17 protein-coding genes and 4 pseudogenes are annotated in these 18,114 nt (G+C 70.3%); 9 read left to right on the forward strand and 12 right to left on the reverse strand.

Annotated elements, in window-relative coordinates:
• Together FHS39_RS11705 and FHS39_RS11710 are read left to right on the forward strand one after the other, a co-directional pair.
• On the forward strand, positions 1 to 643 hold a 643-nt coding region (locus FHS39_RS11705; RefSeq protein WP_184349206.1), incomplete at its 5' end, for an IPT/TIG domain-containing protein.
• 41 nt (positions 644 to 684) lie between these two features.
• Positions 685 to 933 (forward strand): helix-turn-helix domain-containing protein, encoded by a 249-nt coding sequence (locus FHS39_RS11710; protein WP_184349207.1) that lies wholly within the window; start codon positions 685 to 687, stop codon positions 931 to 933.
• A 223-nt stretch (positions 934 to 1,156) separates the two neighbouring features.
• Here the strand turns inward: FHS39_RS11710 and bioD are convergent, their stop codons facing one another.
• From bioD to bioB, 3 genes are all read right to left on the reverse strand, one after another.
• On the reverse strand, positions 1,157 to 1,873 hold the full coding sequence (gene bioD / locus FHS39_RS11715) for a dethiobiotin synthase (protein ID WP_184349208.1): 717 nt from the start codon (positions 1,871 to 1,873) through the stop codon (positions 1,157 to 1,159).
• Positions 1,874 to 1,973: 100 nt separating this feature from the next.
• Entirely contained in the window at positions 1,974 to 3,278 is a 1,305-nt protein-coding gene (locus FHS39_RS11720) for an adenosylmethionine--8-amino-7-oxononanoate transaminase (RefSeq protein WP_184349209.1), read from the reverse strand.
• Positions 3,271 to 4,446, reverse strand: a complete 1,176-nt coding sequence (gene bioB / locus FHS39_RS11725) for a biotin synthase BioB (protein ID WP_184349210.1) — start codon at positions 4,444 to 4,446, stop codon at positions 3,271 to 3,273. Before bioB ends, FHS39_RS11720 begins: the two co-directional genes overlap by 8 nt.
• 148 nt (positions 4,447 to 4,594) lie before the next feature.
• On the opposite strand from bioB, the gene FHS39_RS11730 reads away from it, so the two are divergent.
• The gene (locus FHS39_RS11730) at positions 4,595 to 5,755 is read left to right on the forward strand and encodes an 8-amino-7-oxononanoate synthase (RefSeq protein ID WP_184349211.1); all 1,161 of its coding nucleotides are present in this window, start codon (positions 4,595 to 4,597) and stop codon (positions 5,753 to 5,755) included.
• A gap of 36 nt (positions 5,756 to 5,791) precedes the next feature.
• On the opposite strand, the pseudogene FHS39_RS25390 reads toward FHS39_RS11730, so the two are convergent.
• Positions 5,792 to 5,962, reverse strand: a pseudogene (locus FHS39_RS25390) (DUF397 domain-containing protein); the annotation flags it as partial.
• A 19-nt stretch (positions 5,963 to 5,981) separates the two neighbouring features.
• A complete protein-coding gene (locus tag FHS39_RS11740; RefSeq protein ID WP_184349213.1) occupies positions 5,982 to 6,866 on the reverse strand; it encodes a helix-turn-helix domain-containing protein in 885 nt (294 codons plus the stop codon).
• 290 nt (positions 6,867 to 7,156) lie between these two features.
• Here FHS39_RS11740 and FHS39_RS11745 point away from each other — a divergent pair, with 290 nt between their 5' ends.
• Complete coding sequence (locus FHS39_RS11745; protein ID WP_184349214.1) at positions 7,157 to 7,582, forward strand: ATP-binding protein; 426 nt, start codon at positions 7,157 to 7,159, stop codon at positions 7,580 to 7,582.
• Positions 7,583 to 7,728: 146 nt separating this feature from the next.
• On the opposite strand, the gene FHS39_RS11750 is transcribed toward FHS39_RS11745, so the two are convergent.
• The 3 genes from FHS39_RS11750 to FHS39_RS11760 all read right to left on the reverse strand — a co-directional run bounded on the left by FHS39_RS11750 (position 7,729) and on the right by FHS39_RS11760 (position 9,644).
• On the reverse strand, positions 7,729 to 8,202 hold the full coding sequence (locus FHS39_RS11750) for a C40 family peptidase (protein WP_184349215.1): 474 nt from the start codon (positions 8,200 to 8,202) through the stop codon (positions 7,729 to 7,731).
• Between the two features lie 492 nt (positions 8,203 to 8,694).
• A complete protein-coding gene (locus FHS39_RS11755; RefSeq protein WP_425507768.1) occupies positions 8,695 to 9,006 on the reverse strand; it encodes a hypothetical protein in 312 nt (103 codons plus the stop codon).
• Positions 9,003 to 9,644, reverse strand: a complete 642-nt coding sequence (locus FHS39_RS11760) for an ATP-dependent Clp protease proteolytic subunit (protein WP_184349216.1) — start codon at positions 9,642 to 9,644, stop codon at positions 9,003 to 9,005. The genes FHS39_RS11755 and FHS39_RS11760 overlap by 4 nt, the downstream gene beginning before the upstream one ends.
• A gap of 215 nt (positions 9,645 to 9,859) precedes the next feature.
• Here FHS39_RS11760 and FHS39_RS11765 point away from each other — a divergent pair, with 215 nt between their 5' ends.
• Positions 9,860 to 10,273 (forward strand): hypothetical protein, encoded by a 414-nt coding sequence (locus tag FHS39_RS11765; RefSeq protein ID WP_184349217.1) that lies wholly within the window; start codon positions 9,860 to 9,862, stop codon positions 10,271 to 10,273.
• 17 nt (positions 10,274 to 10,290) lie between these two features.
• Here FHS39_RS11765 and FHS39_RS11770 read toward each other — a convergent pair whose 3' ends face one another.
• Positions 10,291 to 11,448 (reverse strand): methyltransferase domain-containing protein, encoded by a 1,158-nt coding sequence (locus tag FHS39_RS11770; RefSeq protein ID WP_343069522.1) that lies wholly within the window; start codon positions 11,446 to 11,448, stop codon positions 10,291 to 10,293.
• A gap of 580 nt (positions 11,449 to 12,028) precedes the next feature.
• On the opposite strand from FHS39_RS11770, the pseudogene FHS39_RS11775 reads away from it, so the two are divergent.
• Positions 12,029 to 12,224, forward strand: a pseudogene (locus tag FHS39_RS11775) (NF041680 family putative transposase); the annotation flags it as partial.
• Between the two features lie 370 nt (positions 12,225 to 12,594).
• Here the strand turns inward: FHS39_RS11775 and FHS39_RS25835 are convergent.
• A pseudogene (locus FHS39_RS25835) lies at positions 12,595 to 12,681 on the reverse strand (IS5 family transposase); the annotation flags it as partial.
• 181 nt (positions 12,682 to 12,862) lie between these two features.
• Between FHS39_RS25835 and FHS39_RS11780 the strand changes: the two are divergent.
• The gene (locus FHS39_RS11780; RefSeq protein ID WP_246470146.1) at positions 12,863 to 13,375 is read left to right on the forward strand and encodes a hypothetical protein; all 513 of its coding nucleotides are present in this window, start codon (positions 12,863 to 12,865) and stop codon (positions 13,373 to 13,375) included.
• A 723-nt stretch (positions 13,376 to 14,098) separates the two neighbouring features.
• Here FHS39_RS11780 and FHS39_RS11785 read toward each other — a convergent pair.
• Together FHS39_RS11785 and FHS39_RS26035 are read right to left on the reverse strand one after the other, a co-directional pair.
• The gene (locus tag FHS39_RS11785) at positions 14,099 to 14,731 is read right to left on the reverse strand and encodes a helix-turn-helix domain-containing protein (RefSeq protein ID WP_281396807.1); all 633 of its coding nucleotides are present in this window, start codon (positions 14,729 to 14,731) and stop codon (positions 14,099 to 14,101) included.
• Positions 14,732 to 14,783: 52 nt separating this feature from the next.
• A protein-coding gene (locus FHS39_RS26035; protein ID WP_425507769.1) for an IS630 family transposase occupies positions 14,784 to 15,847 on the reverse strand; the annotation gives its coding sequence in 2 pieces (ribosomal slippage) (positions 14,784 to 15,401 and positions 15,404 to 15,847; 1,062 coding nt in all).
• Positions 15,848 to 15,980: 133 nt separating this feature from the next.
• On the opposite strand from FHS39_RS26035, the pseudogene FHS39_RS11800 reads away from it, so the two are divergent.
• Positions 15,981 to 16,825 (forward strand): annotated as a pseudogene (locus tag FHS39_RS11800) (IS5 family transposase).
• A gap of 193 nt (positions 16,826 to 17,018) precedes the next feature.
• Positions 17,019 to 18,077, forward strand: a complete 1,059-nt coding sequence (locus tag FHS39_RS11805; protein WP_184349219.1) for a class I SAM-dependent methyltransferase — start codon at positions 17,019 to 17,021, stop codon at positions 18,075 to 18,077.
• Positions 18,078 to 18,114 lie beyond the last annotated feature (37 nt).

Consider the following 18,114-nt stretch of genomic DNA (forward strand, 5'->3'; position numbering starts at 1 on the left):
GTTCGGCACCAAGCCGGCCGCCTCGTTCACCCAGGTCTCCGGGGTGCAGGTGCAAGCCGTCAGCCCCGCCGGCGCCGGAACGGTCGGCGTCACCGTCGCAACCCCGGGCGGCACCAGCGGCCCGGCGAACTTCTACTACCTCAACCCCCCATCAGTCACAGGACTGACACCCACAGCGGGTCCACTGGCAGGCGGCACGACAGTGACGATCAACGGCACCAACCTGGAAGGCGCCACCACAGTGACCTTCGGCGGCACCGCCGGAACCATCACCGCCGCCACCGGCAGCACCATCACCGTCACTACCCCCGCCAAGGCCACCGCCGGGCAAGTCGCGATTGTCGTCACCACCCCGGGCGGTAGCACCGACAACCTGACCTTCACCTACACCGCCGCACCCACGATCACCGGTGTCACCCCCAGCGCAGGCACCACCGCCGGAGGCGCCGTCGTCGGCATTACCGGCACCAACCTCGACACCACCACCCGCGTCACCTTCGGGAGTAACGCGGTACCCACCCTCGCGCCCCTGACCAGCACCAAACTCGCCGTGATCACACCTGCGGGGAGCTTGGGGCTCGTCAACGTCACCGTCACCAACCCTGCCGGAAGCGCCGCCTCCCTCGCCTACACGTACATCTGACCTTGTGGACGGAGGTGCTGCTTTTCGTCTGTCTCACATGCATGGAACGGATCTACATGCTGGAGCGCACCGCCGGCGCCCGCGCGTCCAAAGAGGCCCGCGGCCTGCTGACCGGCCGTCCCGCGAAGCTGAACGCGACCACCCGCGCCGGAGCCGCCCAACAGATCAAGGACGGCGCGATCCCCGAGCAAGTCGCCGCCGAACTCAGCGTCAGCCGCTCCACGCTCTACCGGGAACTACGCAAACACCGTGAAGGCGCCACCGCCGAACTCGTCGGGCAGGAAGGCTGATCAACGACCCAGACCGCATCCGCCCAGGTCAGGGGTATCCGTTGTTTTTTCAGTGATTACTACGGGGACCCCGACGGCTACCGCGATTCTTCCCCCGGCCGCCCCGATCGGCACCGGCGGCGCGCCGCAATATCCGTTCACCGAGGGGAAGTTGGGAAACCAGAGGCGTATGCGCCGGGTGGGCCGAAGGGGTCGACAGGGCCGACCGCGACCGCGGGTGCCGTCAGGGCCGCCGCTCCGCCGCGAACCGGGCCGCGTCCCATGTGCCGTACAGCTCCGGCGCCAGCCAGCCGGCCGCCACCGCCCGGAAGTCGTCGGGCGGCAGCGTGCCCGCCCCCTCCGGGACGGCTCCCAGCAGCGGAGCCTCGGCACACTTCGGCAGGTCGGCGAGGTTGCAGAGAGTGGCCAGATCCGGATCCGCGGGCCAGCTGCCGATGACGACGCCCGCGCACCGCAGACCGCGCGAGCCGAGCGCCTCCGCCGTCAGCGCCACGGAGTTGAGGGTGCCCAGCCCGGCCTGCGCCACGACCAGGACGGGCGCGTCCAGCAGTCGGGCCGCGTCGGCGAGCGTGCTGCCCGCCTCGTCGATGCGGACGAGCAGCCCGCCCGCGCCCTCGACCAGGACCAGGTCGTGGTCGGCGGCCAGCCGCGCCGCCGCCTGCTCGATCTCCCGCGGCCGCACCGGCGCCCGCCCGGCGCGCCGGGCCGCCGTGTCGGGCGCCAGCGGTTCGGGGAAGCGGGCCAGTTCCGCCCCCGTCACCGGGCCCGCCAGCCGCAGCACCTCCGCGACGTCCCCCGGCTCGCCCGGGGCGACACCGGTCTGCGTGGGCTTGAGCACGGCCACCGACCGGCCGGCGGCCAGCGCCGCCGTCGCGACGGCCGCCGTCACCACGGTCTTGCCGATCTCCGTGCCCGTACCCGAGACCACCAGCACCGACATGACTTCCGCTCCGTTCCGTCATGGCGCCGCCCGCGTCGCGGCCGTGCGCCCCACTCCCGCCGCCCGCGCGGCGATACTCCCCCGGACAGGCCCCGAGGGGTCAGCCCTCCCGTGCGGCGGCGCACACCGCCGCACAGATCCGTGCCACGTCCTCGTCGTCCGTCACGTACGGCGGCATCGTGTACACGAGGTTGCGGAACGGCCGCAGCCACACCCCCTCGCGCACCACGGCGCGCGTCGCGGCCGCCATGTCGATCTCGTGGTCCAGCTCGACCACGCCGATGGCGCCGAGCACGCGCACGTCCCGGACGTTCGGCAGTGCGGCCGCGTCGGCCAGGCCGTCGCGCAGCCCCGCCTCGATCCGCTTGACCTCCGCCTGCCAGTCGCCCGCGAGCAGCAGGTCGATCGAGGCGTTCGCGATCGCGCAGGCCAGCGGGTTGCCCATGAACGTCGGACCGTGCGCCAGCACCGGCACCTCGCCCGCGCTGATGCCGTCCGCCACCCGCGACGTGCACAGCGTCGCGGAGAGGGTGACATAGCCGCCGGTCAGCGCCTTGCCGAGGCACATCACATCGGGCGTGACGCCCGCGTGATCCGCCGCGAACAGCTGCCCCGTACGGCCGAAGCCCGTCGCGATCTCGTCGAAGACCAGCAGCACGTCGTGCTCGTCGCAGGCCTCCCGCAGCACCCTCAGGTACTCCGGGTCGTGGAAGCGCATGCCCCCCGCGCCCTGGACGACCGGCTCCACGATGACGGCGGCCAGCTCGTGGGCGTGGCGCGCGATCACCTCCCGCAGATGCGCGGAGTAGGCCGGTGCGGCGTCCGTGTCGTAGTCGTGCGGCGGAGCGTCCGCGAAGACCTGCCGGTTCAGCACCCCGGACCACAGCCGGTGCATCCCGCCGTCCGGGTCGCACACGGCCATCGGCTGCCAGGTGTCCCCGTGGTAGCCGCCGCGCCAGGTCATCAGGCGCTGCTTCTCCGGCCGGCCGAGCGAGCGCCAGTACTGGAGGCACATCTTCACGGCGACCTCGACCGACACCGAACCGGAGTCCGCGAGGAAGACGTGCTCGAGCCCCTCCGGGGTGATCTCCACCAGCCGGGCCGCCAGCCGCACGGCGGGCTCGTGGGTGAGCCCGCCGAACATCACATGGCTCATCTTCCCCAGCTGCGCCTGCGCGGCCTCGTTGAGCACCGGGTGGTTGTAGCCGTGCAGCGCCGACCACCAGGACGACATGCCGTCGATCAACTCGTGCACGCCGTGCGCCGGTTCGGCGAGCCGCAGCCGCACTCCGGAGGCCGATTCGACGATCAGCGGCTCCTGGCGGCCGGGCATGGGGCCGTAGGGGTGCCAGACGTGCTGCCGGTCGAGGGCCAGCAGCCGGTCCGGGGTGAGCGGCTCAGGCATTGGGCGGCAGGTCCGTACCCGCGCCGCGGCGGCGCACGGCGACCAGGTCGGTGCGGGCCTCGCCCACGGGGGCGCCGTCCGCCGCCTCGGGGGTCGCCTCGCCGTCGCCGCAGGGCCCGCAGCCACCGCCGCCGTGCCCGCCGCAGCCCGCGGCGGCGACGTCGGCCCGGTGCTCGGGGAGCGTCGTGGTGCCGGCGCCCTCCACCTCGAAGCCCGCGTCCGCGATCATCGCCAGGTCGGCCTTGCCCTCCTGGCCCTCGCTGGTCAGGTAATCGCCGAGGAAGATCGAGTTGGCCAGGTGCAGCGCGAGCGGCTGCATCGAGCGCAGGTGCACCTCGCGCCCGCCCGCCAGCCGCACCTCCACGTCGGGGCAGACGAACCGGACCATCGCCAGGATGCGCAGGCAGCGCTGCGGGGTGAGGTTCCACTCCTTGGCCAGCGGCGTGCCCTCGAACGGGATGAGGAAGTTGACCGGCACCGAGTCCGGGTCCAGCTCGCGCAGCGCGAAGACCACGTCGACCAGGTCCGCGTCGCTCTCGCCCATGCCCGCGATCAGCCCCGAGCAGGCCGACATGCCGGCCGCCTGGGCCTGCTGCACGGTGTCCACCCGGTCGGCGAAGGTGTGCGTGGTCGTGATGCCGCCGTAGGTGGCCTCGGAGGTGTTGAGGTTGTGGTTGTAGGCGTCGGCACCCGCGGCACGCAGCCGCTCGGCCTGGCCGTCGGAGAGCAGCCCGAGGCAGGCGCAGACCTCGACGTCCTCGTTCTGCTCCTTGATCGCCTCGATGGTCTTCGAGACCCGGTCGACGTCCCGGTCCGTCGGGCCGCGGCCGCTGGCCACCAGGCAGACCCGCTTGGCGCCGCCCGCGACGCCCGCGGCCGCCGCCTGCGACGCCTCTTCGTGCCCCAGCCACGTGTACTTGAGGATCTCGGCCTTGGAGCCCAGGCGCTGCGAGCAGTAGGAGCAGTCCTCCGGACACAGCCCGGACTTCAGGTTGACGAGATAGTTCAGCTTCACCCGTCGCCCGAACCACTTGCGGCGCACCTTGCCCGCCGCGGCCACCACGTCGAGTACGTCGTCGTCGGAGGTCGCCAGCACGGCGAGCGCCTCTTCACGGGTCGGCAGCTCCCGCCGCAGCCCCTTGTCCACCAGCGTGTTCAGCAGGTCCATGGTCGAGATCCTCGCCTACGCACCCGCCCCCCGCGCAAGGTAGAGACCGAACAACAGGGGGTGATCGAGGTGTGTGTATCGCCACACCCTGCCCCGGCGCACCGACGACTAGGTTTTATGCAAACCCGCCAAACCCGAGGGACGGCCCATGCCCCAGCACCCGTTCGACTGGATCGACGCGCAGCACCAGCGGCAGCTGGCCGCCGGGCTGGTGCGGACCCTGCGTCCGCGCCCGGCCGACTCCGCGCTCGTCGACCTCGCGGGCAACGACTACCTGGGCCTGACCCGTCATCCGGAGGTCACCGAGGCGGCCGCGCGGGCGGCCCGCCGATGGGGCGCGGGGGCGACCGGCTCCCGGCTGGTCACCGGCACCACCGCGCTGCACGCCCGGCTGGAGGAGAGCCTGGCGGAGTTCTGCGGCTTCGAGGCGGCGCTGGTCTTCTCCTCCGGATACGCGGCGAACCTCGCCGCGGTCACCGCCCTCACCGGCCCCCCGGGCCCGGACGGCACCGGCGCGCTGCTGGTGTGCGACGAGGGCAACCACGCCTCGCTCATCGACGGGTGCAGGCTCGCACGGGCCGAGAAGGCCGTCGTGCCGCACGCCGACCCGGCCGCCTTCCGCAAGGCCATGGCCGCTCACCCGGGCCGGGCCCTCGCCGTCACCGACTCCGTCTTCTCCGTCGACGGCGACGCGGCACCCCTGCGGGCGCTCGCCGAGGCGTGCCGGGAAAGCGGGGCCGCGCTGCTGGTGGACGACGCCCACGGGCTCGGCGTCCTGGGCGAGGGCGGCCGGGGCGCCCTGCACGCGGCGGGGCTCGCGGGCGCGGACGACGTCGTCGCCACCGTGACGCTCTCAAAGTCGCTCGGCAGCCAGGGCGGAGCGGTGCTCGGCCCCGCCAAGGTCATCACCCACCTCGTCAGCAACGCCCGCACCTTCATCTTCGACACCGGCCTCGCTCCCGCGGCGGCCGGCGCGGCGCTGGAGGCCCTGGCGGTGCTGCGGCGCGAGCCCGAGCGCACCACCCGGGTCCGGGCGGTGGCCGACGAGCTGCACCGGCGGGTGACGGCGGCGGGACTGCCGGCGGTGCGCCCCGACGCGGCGGTGGTCTCCGTACGGGCCCCCTCCCCGGAGGCCGCGGTGCGCTGGGCCGCGGACTGCCGGGACGCCGGGGTGGCGGTGGGGTGCTTCAGGCCGCCGTCCGTGCCGGACGGCATCTCACGGCTCCGGCTGACCGCCCGCGCGGACCTGTCGGACGGGCAGGTCGCCCGGGCGGCCGAGACGATCGTGCGCACCGCACCCGCCTGCTGAGGGCTCAGCCTCCGAGCCCGTGACCCCGCACAGGTCGGTGACGAATGCGGACCAGGCGGCGGGGGAGAAGAGCAGGACGGGCCCGGCTGCGCACTTCGAATCGCGCACGGCCAGCAGGCCGGGGCCCGCCCCCGCTGTCTCGACGCAGTTGTTCATCCCGGTGCTGTGGCTGCTGCGGTGCCACACGTACCGAGGCGTTGCAGACATGGTGCCTCCCTACGAGCCGTCACCGATCCCGGTGACGAATGATCTCGGTGATGAATTCCAACGAGTTCTCGTGCGAGAGGGCGTGCGCTCGGAGCTTGGTGAATGCCGAGCCGTACGCCCAGAGGTCTTCCTGCCGCTCCAAGTAGAGGCTACTCGTCAAATGGTCGATAACAACCACGTCCAGATCCGCAATGCGCGGAAACGACAAGATAACGAAAGGACCGGTGACGCCCATATGGTTGCCGCCGGTGAACGGGAGGATGTGCAGCCGGACATGCGGCAGTGAAGTCGAATCCCTCAGATGCCGCAGCTGTCCCGCCATGATCTCGGGCCCGCCCACTTCGTGCCGCAGCACCGCCTCGTCGAGGATCGCGCACAGCTCCAACGGCCGTGCGGTGCGCAGCACCGACTGCCGCGCCATGCGCACCCGCACGAGCTGCTCGACCAGTTCGGGGGCGGGGTCGCCCAGCGCCGCCCGGGTCACCGCCCGGGCGTACTCGGGCGTCTGCAGCAGCCCCGGCACCACCGTGGTCTCCAGGGTGCGCGCCCGGCACGCCTCCGCCTCCAGGCTGATGAAGTCGAGGTAGGAGGCGGGCAGCAGCTCGCGGTAGCCGTGCCACCAGCGTCGGGAGCCGCTCCGCGGCCGGCCGGGCTCCGCCGGGTCGGCGCCGCACAGCGCCCTCAGCAGGGCGCGCAGTTCCGGATCAAAGACGCTGTAGACGTCCAGCAGCCGCGCCACGTCCGCGGGCTTGGCGCCGCTGCTGCCCGTCTCGATCCGGCTGACCTTCGACTGGTGCCAGCCGACCGCGCCCGCGGCCTCCCGGCTCGTCATGCCGGTCAGTTCGCGCTGGCGGCGCAGTTCCGCGCCCAGCTTGCGGCGGCGCACCGCGGGTCCGTACCGCATCAGCCCTCACTTCCCGCCCTCGGGACGCATTCACCGCCAGGCAGATCGATCCACACGTACTCGATTCACACGTTTCAGAGTCAATAGACCAGTGTGGTGCCCAAATCCGGTCGCTCATCGCAGAGTTCACCGCTTCGGGCGACAGATATATCCATAATCCGGTGGATGGGAGGCATTGAGGACGTTGTCAATGGCACGCTGAGGCGCAGAGCCGTCCGAGGAAATGTCCGGGCTCGACTTGCCCGCACGAATGCGTCGCAGTCCGGCCTCGGTGGGAAAGGGGCAGCGCCATGGCAGACCGCCAGGAAGCAACCGTCACCCTGCCGAGCGTCCCCGCCTCGGTCTCCACCGCCCGGCGGCACGTGCTGGACATCCTGGCGCAGTGGGGCCTGCCGCGCCGTACCGAGGATGCCGAAACGGTCCGGCTGATCGTCTCCGAGCTGGCCACCAACACGGTGCAGCACACGCGCGGCCAGTCGTCCACCTTCACCGTGGACGTCCGGCTCGACCGGGACGAAGAACTGCGGATCGGGGTGACCGACAGCCACCCCCGCCATCCGCGGCTGCCCGCCGCCGTCCAGCAGGACCACGGCCGCGGCATGGTCATCGTCCGCTGTCTGGCCGCCGAGCGCGGGGGCAGGGTCACGGTGGTCCCGACCGCGGAGGGCGGCAAGACGGTGTGGATCCGTCTGCCGTGGATCGCACCGGCGCACTGACCGGCGCCGGTGGGCCGGGCGGAGGCCGCCCGGCCCGCGCTCTTGTGGAGCGCCCAGCGGGAACCGGTTGGGTTCGACTGCGAGGTTCGGAAGGTGGTTTCCACCGTGGGGCACACCATGAGGCGCACGGGGGCGAGCCGGTGGGCTCAGTCGTCGATGCGGCCGTACCAGGCGTTGCCGGACCAGATCCGCTCGCGGCGGACGACCGAGCCGGTCTTCGGGGCATGCCAGATCTGGTTGTCACCGGCGTAGATGCCCACGTGGTAGACGTAGCTGCCGTAGTGGAAGAACACCAGGTCCCCGGGCTCACGGGCGGAGCGGGGGATGTGCAGGGTGCGGTTGTACTGGTCGGCAGCCGTGCGCGGCAGTTGCTTGCCGACCTGCTTGAAGGAGTAGAGGGTCAGCCCCGAGCAGTCGAAGCTGTACGGGCCCGTCGCACCCCACCGGTAGGGGGAGCCGGCCTTCGAGATCGCGACCTGCAGGGCTTTGATGGAGATCGATGCCGCTTCCGCGTCGTTCACGCCGCCCGGCACCAGCATCGTGGCTCCCACGGCGGCGATGGTCAGGGCCGATGCGGTCTTGACCCTGGACAGCATTGAGGGACGTTTGTGAGCGCCCATGCCCAACCCTTCGTCAGCCGCCTGTGAAGGATGACCTGTCGGGTTCGGGCAGGCGAAGATGCCCGGCCGCGTGAGCGGCTTCACCCCAAGGGACGGCCGTGCCGTGCGTGTTCCGGCCGCCCCGTCGTGCCTGGGTCCTCCATCCCTGCCGTTGCACTTGTGTCGACCAGCCGCCCGGGCGGCGGCAGGGTTCGGCGTCCGCCCGGACCGCCCCGCCGTGGTGGCGGGGTCTTGTCGTCGCAGGGATCTTGACGCAGTCACGCCATCGATTCCGAGTGGATCCCGCGCTATGTGAGCCTCATCACCTCTGGGTAATTCGGGTGGACGCGGGGCGGTTTGACCATAGCGGCGTACCCCTGGTGAGACCGTCACCTGCGGCGTGATCTCTGGCTCCGGACGGAAACCGCGTGCGCCGCTGAGAGTGATCACTGCACGGTGTCTACGACTGCCTACGCCGTCTGCCGGTAATCGATCAAAAGATGTTTCCGACCGTCAGTTCGCCGTCGGCGGGGTGAGCGCCAGTCGTCCGGCCCGGCGTTCCCCGTCAAGGATCCGCAACGCCCGCGCCAGCGTCCCCCCGTGCATCTCGTGTTCGCCCCGGTCGTGCATCACGGCCAGGGCGTCGCGCAGCGCCGTGGCCGCGACCACCAGATTCTGCGCGGCTCGTAGCCCGCTGTACGTGTGATGCGCCCGGGCGGGGTTGATCCGGCCCAGCTGATCCAGTGCTTCCAGGTAGCGGTCGACGACTTCGGCCTCCGCCCGGGTCAGGGCGGGCAGCGGCGGCAACTCGGGCGGCAGCTTCACCGGGCACCCGCCGAGGACGGTCCGCCCTGCCCGTCGCGGCTCCAGGCCACGCGGTCGACCAGCCCGTAGGCCACTGCCCCGGCCGCGTCGAAGACGGTGTCGCGCTCGGTGTCCCGCTGGATCCGCTCCGGAGACTGCCCCGTGTGCAGGGCCAGCGCCCCGATCAGGCGCTCCCGCGTGCGCAGCAACTCCTCGGCCTGGAGCGCCAGGTCGGAGGGCTGCCCCTGGACGGGCTCGGCCAGCCGCGGCTCGTGGATCAGGACCCGGGCGTGGGGAAGCATCATCCGCCGGCCCGGGGTGCCCGCGGCGAGCAGCACGGCGGCGGCCGACGCGGCCTGGCCGATGCAGACGGTCTCGATCTCGCACCCGATGTAGCGCAGGGTGTCGTAGACGGCGCTCATGGCGGAGAAGGAGCCGCCGGGCGAATTGATGTACAGGGAGACGGGCCGCTCGGGCGCCGCGTACTCGAGGTGCACGAGCTGGGCGATCACGTCATTGGCCGCGGTGTCGTCGATCGGGGTGCCCAGGATGATCACGCGCTCGGAGAGCAGCTTCGAGTACGGGTCCAGGGTGCGGGTGCCGCTGCTGGTCCGCTCGGTGAACTCGGGCAGGACGTAGCGGGCGGAAGGTCGGTCCATGTGCCACACCTCTCTCGTGGTGGGGAGCCGGAAGGTCATCTGTAAAAAATGTACAGGACGTACATCCCGATAGAATGGGACCGGATTCTAATGATCACGCCAAATGCCCAGGTCAGAGGGCCTTTTTGCTCCTCGCTGGTCACAGATATCTCACAACTGTTCCTGGAACTGCGGCACAAGGTCGAGATCCATCGGATGGCCGGGTGGGTCGTCGAGTGCCCGATCGACGAGATGAACCGCCCGCCGGGATCCAAGGACGCCGCCCTGCGGATCCCGCCGACCGAGCCGGGGGTCAGGCGCTGTTCACGGCTGGGGCGGCGAGCTGGCGACCTGCCGCAAGCGACGTCAACACCCGTGACGTCAACTACAAGCGCTACCGCGACGAGTGCCTGCGTGAGGGCCTTGACCCCGACGTCGCGGTCGAGGTCGAGGCCCTTACCCCCGGCCTGCTGCGAAGCCGGCTGAACGACGCGATCGAGGCCCTGGTCAACGACGTCCGGAAGTGGAACATCGAGGCCCGCACAGAAGAGGCCGAGCGGGAGCTGCTGCGCTCCCTGCACGGCACCGTGAAGAAGATCGTTCGCCGCACCACAGGCGAGCCATCCGCCGAAGACGAAGAGAACCGGTAGACCTCGCCCACCACACCCTACGAGGCCCTGTTCCCGCTCGGCGTCGCGTCGTGACGGGGTAACCAATAGGGACCGGTCTCGGGGTCCTTGCACCAGGTGAACTGCGTGTCGGGCAGCACGGTCATGCCGAAGTCGTACAGCGACGGCTCGCCCTGCTGCGCCCAGCCGTCGAGGACGCGCTCGGCTTCGTCGGCCAGGCGGCGCGGCCCTCCTTGACGGACGAGGGTCGTGCCGACCCCGCATGCGGTGAGGGTGGCCCAGGAGGAGTGGCCGTCGTGGAGGAAGCCGGTAACGCGGTGGTCGTCGCCGGTTCGCGTGAAGACCTCAAGGTCGGGAAGGCAGACGCGCAGGACGAACAGCACGTTGCCGTCGTTCAGCCGGCCAGGAGGGAGGGCGAGGGCGCGCTCGTCTTCTGTCGGCCCATCGCCGCGGACCTGCCGCCAGCTGCGGCGGGCCTCGGGAGTAGTGCGGCTGGGCATGAAGGCGGCCAGGCCCTGCATCCATCCGGTCGCCGACTTGCCGTCGTCGGCGACGGTCAGCGCGACGTGCCCGAGCCGGCCCCAGGGAGTGACAATCCGTCCGCCCGGACGGGTCTGCTCGATCCACGCCCACGGCACGGACTCGACCGCATAGGTGGACACCACCCGGTCGTACGGGGCCCCGTCGGGCCAGCCGAGTTCGCCGTCGCCGGTCTTCACCGCCACCCCTGCGCCCAGGGCCTCCAGCCGGTCCTGCGCGGCGGAGGCGAGGGCGGGGTCCACCTCCACGGTGGTGACCAGGCCGGGGCCGGTCCGCCAGTCCAGCAGGGCGGCGCTGAGACCCTGACCGGCGCCGAGTTCGAGGACACGGTGGCCGGGCTCCAGCATCAGGGAGTCCAGCATGTCCGCGATGATCGCCGGACAGGACAGGCTGGAACTCGGCACGCCGCCGGTGATCTGGGTGATGGCCGGGTCGTCCGGCCCTGCGTAGACCTCGGCCGCCCACCGCTGCGGGTCGGCCTTCCGGCCGACGGGGACGTAGGCATGGCCGTCCCAGTGCCACAGCCGGTCGGGAGCGAACAGGTGCCGGGGACGGGCCGCGAAGGCGTCCCGGATCCACGGCGAGTCCGCGGGCCAAGCCCCGCTTTTGTCCATCGCGGCCGCCAGGCGGGCGCGCCGTTCCTCACACTGGAGCACGAGACCTCTACTTCCTACGCGTCCCGGACGGGGGCGGCGGCGGAGGAACCCGCCCGTCGCTGTTGCCCGGCGGCGGCTCGCCTTTGCTCAGGTCCTCGTCGGGCTTGCGATGATCACCCATCGGAGCCTCCTTCGCTCGCATCGGCGAACTCCCAGAATCGCGTGCCCCGGAGTGTGCCACCCCGCGAATGCCGGGTAATGGCAGGAACAAGCCAGGCCGGGCGGCTGGAGTGCGGTTCAGCCGATCGGGGTGAGTCGGTAGCACCAGGCTTACGAGGGCTGCGCACCGTGGCCGAGGCTGCGCTGCCGCCGACGTGGCGGGGGCGCGTGGATAGGCCCTACTGGCCGCCACGGGCAGGGTGCAGAGCACCGCTGGTCCACGTGCCCTCCACTTTCGGGCCGCCGGGGTGAAGTACATGACGGCGTGGTACCGCTCGACGCCTGCTCGTCCGGGGCGGTCATCTCAACGTGATCTGCTCGATCTCTACGTAGAGTGTCGTGCGCAGAGTTGATGTCAGTGCGGCGCAGGGTTTTTGTCAGTGGGGAACGCCCCGGCGTGGGATTGCGCCGGGGGCGATGTGTGATCGCCACCCACACCCAGCTCCGGCTCGCCCGGCCGCTCGTCCGCGACCTGCGGTACCCGTGGGAGAAGCTGGCACCGCCCGAGCGGCTCACCCCGGCCCGGGCCCGGCCGACCGCCGGGCTCGAAGAACCGCTGCACCGCCACCCGTCATGACGTGGGCAGAGTCCTCGCCACCGGCGAGCCGTTCCAGTGACCCGCCCACCACAAGGTCGGCACCATGCCCCGTCGGATCAGTTAAGAGTCAAGGTCAAAGAGCGTTTCATCCTGGTAGAGGCGTTTGGTAAGAGGGCTGACTGACGTGCCGGGCAGGCTGTGTGGCCGTTGGCGGGGCGGGGCGGGTTCAATGTGGGGATGAACGATTCTCTGTGGGGTCGGCTCTCGGCTGGGGACCAGCGGGAGGTGGGCCAGCTGGTCACCGCCGGTCGCCACATTCAGGCCATCGCGCTGATGCGTGAGCGCGCGGGCCTGCCGCGGCCAGGTCTCCGTGACTGTGTTGACCTCCTGGAACACCGCGCCAGTCTCCTGCGGGGGTAGGTGGGGACAGGCGATGGCGCCGGGGTCGATCAGGTGTCGCGCCAGTTCGGGGTGGTTTCGCCGGTGAGGCGGCGGCTTATCAAGTCGACCATGGCTAGCTTGATCATGGCTTCGGAGATTGTTCACCTCGGAACCCTGGACTTCGTCGCCGGGAAGGAGAACGTGATCTTCCTCGGGCCCAAGATTATCCGGGGTTGAGCGCGTCTCTTCCTGTGTTTGGCCAGTTGGTAACGGTTCAGATATCGCAACAACAGTGAGCGTTGTCGTCATGATCAGCGTCCTCCGTAGGATCGCAGCATGCCCTCTGACGAACGCATGACCAGGTCCTCGTTTTCCGGTCACATCCAGCCGATCGCCGTTCCTCGGCCGATGCCGCTCCTTCCGCACCGGATCTGGTCAGATGAAGACTGGGAGCGCATCCAGCTCGGCTACTGCTCCCGGGATATGGACGAGAAGTGGGACGTCTTCACCGAGGGCAGTGTCGTCTTCCTGCACCGGAGCTGGACGGGCCATGGGATCTTCCAAGCAACCTTTGCTCCGGCGGATGAAGGTGGCTGGCAGATCACTGCAGCCGTGGTGGAACGCGACCGGAGGCGCTATCGGGGTGATGACGACGAGTACAACTGCCTGATGCTGGAGCTATTGATCAGCGCGGTCGTGCTTGGTGAGCCAGCGCAAGAACCCCGCGCGAAACTGGCGGAGTTGACACGGAAGGCGCCGGGAAGGCGCCGGGTTCCGCAGATGCTCCAGCTGGGCTGGCGTAACACAGTGCTCTGGGTCTGTGCTCGGATTCGTAGGTCAGCGGCCTGACCGGTCAACTGGGCTGAGCATCGAACTGGGCCTGTTCGGTCCCACCTCGGCGGGCGAGTTCACGTCGGAGGTCGAGGTTCTCGCCGTGGGCCTGTTCCAGTGCGTCCCGCAAGGCCTGGATCTCCTGGCGGTGTTGCTTCTTCAGCTGGGTGATCTTGTGGCGGTCCCACTGGCGGACGGCGTCGCGTTGCTGGTCCGGGGTGTAGGTGAGGCTGTCGGCCTCGCCGGTCAGTGCCCCGTTTATGGCGAGTGTCCAGGCTAGCGGGGGCAGGTCGCCCCGCGCTCCGCGGGTGAGGAAGGCGGTGAGCTGCTCCTGGGCGCGGTCCTGTCACCGGCGCAGGGTGGCGGCCGGAACGGTCTCGGTGCTGGTCACGGGCTCAGTTCTCCTCGGTGCGGGGCTGGGCGAGCATGCCGCCGTGCGTGATGACCAGGTCGGCGAAGTGTCGGTCCCGGCCAGGGCGAGCGGCCCTGGCCGGGACCGATGGCGGGCAGGCTCGAGGTGAGGCTACTCAGGCTGGCGTGAGTACGAGCACCGATCCGCCGGACCGAAGCACGGCTTTGGATGGTGCCCATGAGCCGAACCGAGACTCCCGTAGACAAGAGCGTCCTTCAGGACCGCGCGCGACAGCAGAGCGCGGGCTTCGCCCTGATCCTGCTGATCCCGACCGTGCTCGTCTGCGGGCTCCTGTACATCGCCTCCGATTACGGCGGCCGCTGCATCACCTACGGCGAGGGCTGCTCGCAGGGGAAGCGGGGGTGTTTGCCGAGCCACGTCCTGATCTCGGCGGTGTTGTGGGTGGCGTAGTTCAGGGTGGCCACGACGACCTCCTCGACCTGGTCGAGGAGGATCGAAGGCGGCCGGCCCGAGCGCGGCTCGTCATGCAGACCATCGAGGCGTTTTGCGATGAACCGGGCCCGCCAGCGGTCCACGGTCGACCTGTCGATGCCGAGGTCGGCCGCGGCCTGCTGGTTCGTCCCGCCCTCCGCGCAGCGCAGCACGATCTTGGCCCGCAAAGCGAGGAACTGGGCGGTCTTGGCCTGCCGCGCCCACTGCTGCAGCTGCCTGCGCTCAGAATCGTCGAGGATCAGGTCGGCCTTCGGCCGGCCAATCCAGCCGGCGTCCTCAAGCCCAGCCATCCGCTCTGCGGCGAAAGCCCGACGCCACTTGCCGACCGTCTTGGCCTGGACACCGACGAGCCGTGCGACACCCGCGTTTGACATGCCATCAGCACACGCCAGGATGATGCGGGCCTTCTCGGCCGAGCGCCGGTGCGGCATTTTCGTCCGGCGCATCAACTCGGCGCGCTCGGCCTCGGACAACGTGATCGCCACAGCAGACGGTCCCGAATGCGACATGACAACAGGGTACTTACTACTGAGTTTGAACTCGTGATGTCGTCTTCCGGGATCAGGGGTTGATGGTCAGTCCTGTCTCGGCAAGGCAGCCGTCTATGAGGTGGCTGCGGTACTGGACGTGGCGGAGGCCGCGTCGGATGCGCTGCATCAGGTGCTCCGGGGTGGTGAAAGCGACGTTGGAGAGCCAGCCGCGCCGCAGCAGGGACCAGACACCTTCGACGGGGTTGAGGTCGGGGGCGTAAGGCGGCAGGTAGTAGATGGTCAGCCAGTCCCGGGTGGCGGCGAACTCTCGCAGGCCGGCGGCCTTGTGGACGTTGAGGTTGTCCCAGACCAGGACGATCGGGCCGCCGAGCTGCTGGTGTGCTGCGATGAGCAGGTCGCGGTAGTCACGCCAGGAGAAGCTTTTGCGCCCGTCGCGGTTGCCGTCGTCGCGGCGGGGCCGGTAGATCAGCCGTGACCGATGGCCTGGTTTGTAGCAGGTCAGGGCGGCGATGGAAATGCGTCTGCGGGAGCGGCCGCGGACCCGCACCACTGGGGTGCGGCCTCGTTGCGACCAGGTCTTGGCGTGCGGCGGCGTCATGGAGAAGCCGGCTTCGTCCTCGAAGACGAGCCATGCTCCACGGGCCGCCGCAAGTCTTCCGCGCAGGGCCAGGTCTCCTTCACCCAGCCGGCCACGGCTCCGTCGTCGCGTTCCAGGGCCCGGCGGGCGGGGACCTGGCAGGACCAGCCATTGCGGACCAGGAGCTTGCGCACACCCTGAATGGTGTAGGTCAGGTGGAAGCGCCGGCCGATCACGGTCTTGATCCGGCCCAGAGTCCACCGCTGGTCCTCCCAGCCGTGCGCGGCCGGCCCCTTGGCCAGCTCCACCTCCAGCTGTGCGAACTGCTTCTCGCTCAGCCTCGGCAACGACGCCGGCCCCTGTGACCGCAGAGCACGCGGACCACCCTCCTCCCACGCCTGCCGCCATCGCTGCACCGACCGGACACTGACGCGCAGGTCTTTGGCAACTACCGAACTCGCCTCGCCCCTGGCGAACCGCTCGGCCGCCCGAAGCCGTAACTCCTCGCGGAAATGCTGGCGTTCGGCGGTCAGTCCGCCACCCTGTGGATACCGCATGCCCCGGTGATACCGCAGAGAGCTGCCGCCCGTCAGCCCCTACGACACCACGAGTTCAACCTCAGTAACCCTCAGGATTTCTGGCGCAGCACACTAGGCCGTTTCTTTCGGATCACTTGATCGTTGGTTCGGTGTGCCGTTGACGGACGCGCAGTGGGCGCGGCTCGAGCCGTTGCTGCCCGACCGAACCCCAAAACGAGGCGGTCGGTGGCGTGATCACCGTGAGGTGATCGACGCGATCGCCTGGAAGTTCCAGACCGGGTCGCAGTGGGTTCACCTGCCGGAGAAGTACGGCTCGTGGAAAGGCGCGTACACGCGGCTTCGGAACTGGGCGATCGACGGCACCTGGGAACGTGTCTTCACTGCTCTGCTCGCCCAGGCTGACGCGGATGAGGACCTGGAGTGGGTGGTCGCGGTCGACTCGACCATCGTGCGCGCGCATCAACACGCGGCCGGGGCCCGCAAAAAGGGGACCCGGCCGGCGAGCCTGGCGACCACGCCCTCGGCCGGTCCCGGGGCGGGCTGACGACCAAGATCCACCTGGCCGCCGTCGGCCGCTGCCGACCACTGTGCTTCGTCCTCACACCCGGGCAGGCTGGCGATGCACCCGCTTTCGAGCAGGTCATGGCCAGGATCCGGGTGCCACGGCCCATCGGAAGACCCCGGACCAGGCCGGATGTGGCCCTGGCCGACAAGGCCTATTCATCCCGCGCCATCCGCGAACACCTGCGACGCCGCGGAATCCGGGCAGTGATCCCGGTCCCCGCCGACCAGCAGGCCCACCGCAAACGACGCGGCAGCCACGGCGGCCGGCCACCCGCCTTCGACCGCGAGGCTTACAAGCAACGCAAAACGGTCGAACGATGCATCAACCGCCTCAAACAGTGGCGTGGCATCGCCACCCGCTACGAGAAGACCGCAACCGTCTACCTCGCCGGACTCTACCTCGCAGGCATCTTCCTCTGGTCAGCACGCTGATCCGAAAGAAACGGCCTAGCCGGGAGGGGAGGCAGCGGACCGGCCATGGCATCGGTCCCGGACGGCGGAATCGGACACCACACCGGTCCATTCGGGTGAATTCTGGACTCTCACGGGGACCAAAACCCCTTGTTCGGGTCAATCTGGTTATCCGTGTTGACGGGCGGCGGCCAGCCGAAGGGAGTCTGCCGGGATGACAACGCGAAGCAAGCGGGTCGCCGCCGGCAGACCCCGCTACCAGCAGGACCTGGCACAGGGCCTGGAGCGGTTCTTCGAGCCCCGGCAGGCCACCTGCCCCTGGTGCGGCTCGGGGCGTCTGCACCAACGGCTGCGTACCGCCGACTGTCTGCAGCGCAAGCCGGGCACCTTCGCACTCGACCAGTGCGGCAACTGCCGGCATGTGTTCCAGAACCCCCGGCTGAACGCGGCCGGGCTGGAGTTCTACTACCGGGACTGCTACGACGGCCTGGGCGAAGCGACCATGACGCGCATGGCTTCCTCACCCATCGCCATCCGGCTCTACCGGGCACGCGCCCGGGCACTGCCCCCACCGGCCCGCCCGCGCCGCTGGCTGGACGTGGGCACCGGCCACGGCCACTTCTGTGCCGTCGCCCGGACGATCCACCCGGACACCGAATTCGACGGGCTCGACATCGGCCAGGGCGTCGAGATCGCGGCGCGTCATGGCCGTATCGCCAGGGCCTACCGTGGCGCCTTCACCGAACTCTCCCGCCAACTGGCCGGACATTACGACGTGGTGAGCATGCACCACTACCTGGAGCACACCGTCGCGCCACGGCAGGAGCTGGCAGCGGCGCACACCGCCCTGCGGCCGGGCGGCCACCTGCTGGTCGAGGTCCCCGACCCGCAATCCGCCGCCGCCCGGCTCTTCGGCCGCTGGTGGGGCCCCTGGCTCCAGCCCCAGCACCTGCACTTCCTCCCACTGGAGAACCTGTGCGGCGCCCTGACCGCGCAAGGGTTCACCGTCGTGGCCACCGACCGGCGCGAGCCGCATGTCCCCACGGACCTCACCTCCGCGGCGGCCAACGTACTCAGCCGCTTACTCCCCAGCGCCGACGTGCCCTGGCTGCCCGAGAAACCCGGACTCCTCAGCCGCACGGTCCGGCCTGTCTCCCTGCTGGCCGGCGCGCCCCTGCTGGCAGCCCTGTTCGGACTCGACCTGCTGCTGGCCCCCGTGGCGCGCGGTACCCGGTTCGCCAACGCCTACCGGGTGGTCGCGCGCCGGGACTGACCACATGCACCACCGCACCGTTGCACCTCGGGAAGCG

Source organism: Streptomyces olivoverticillatus (assembly GCF_014203555.1).
GTDB lineage: Bacteria > Actinomycetota > Actinomycetes > Streptomycetales > Streptomycetaceae > Streptomyces > Streptomyces olivoverticillatus.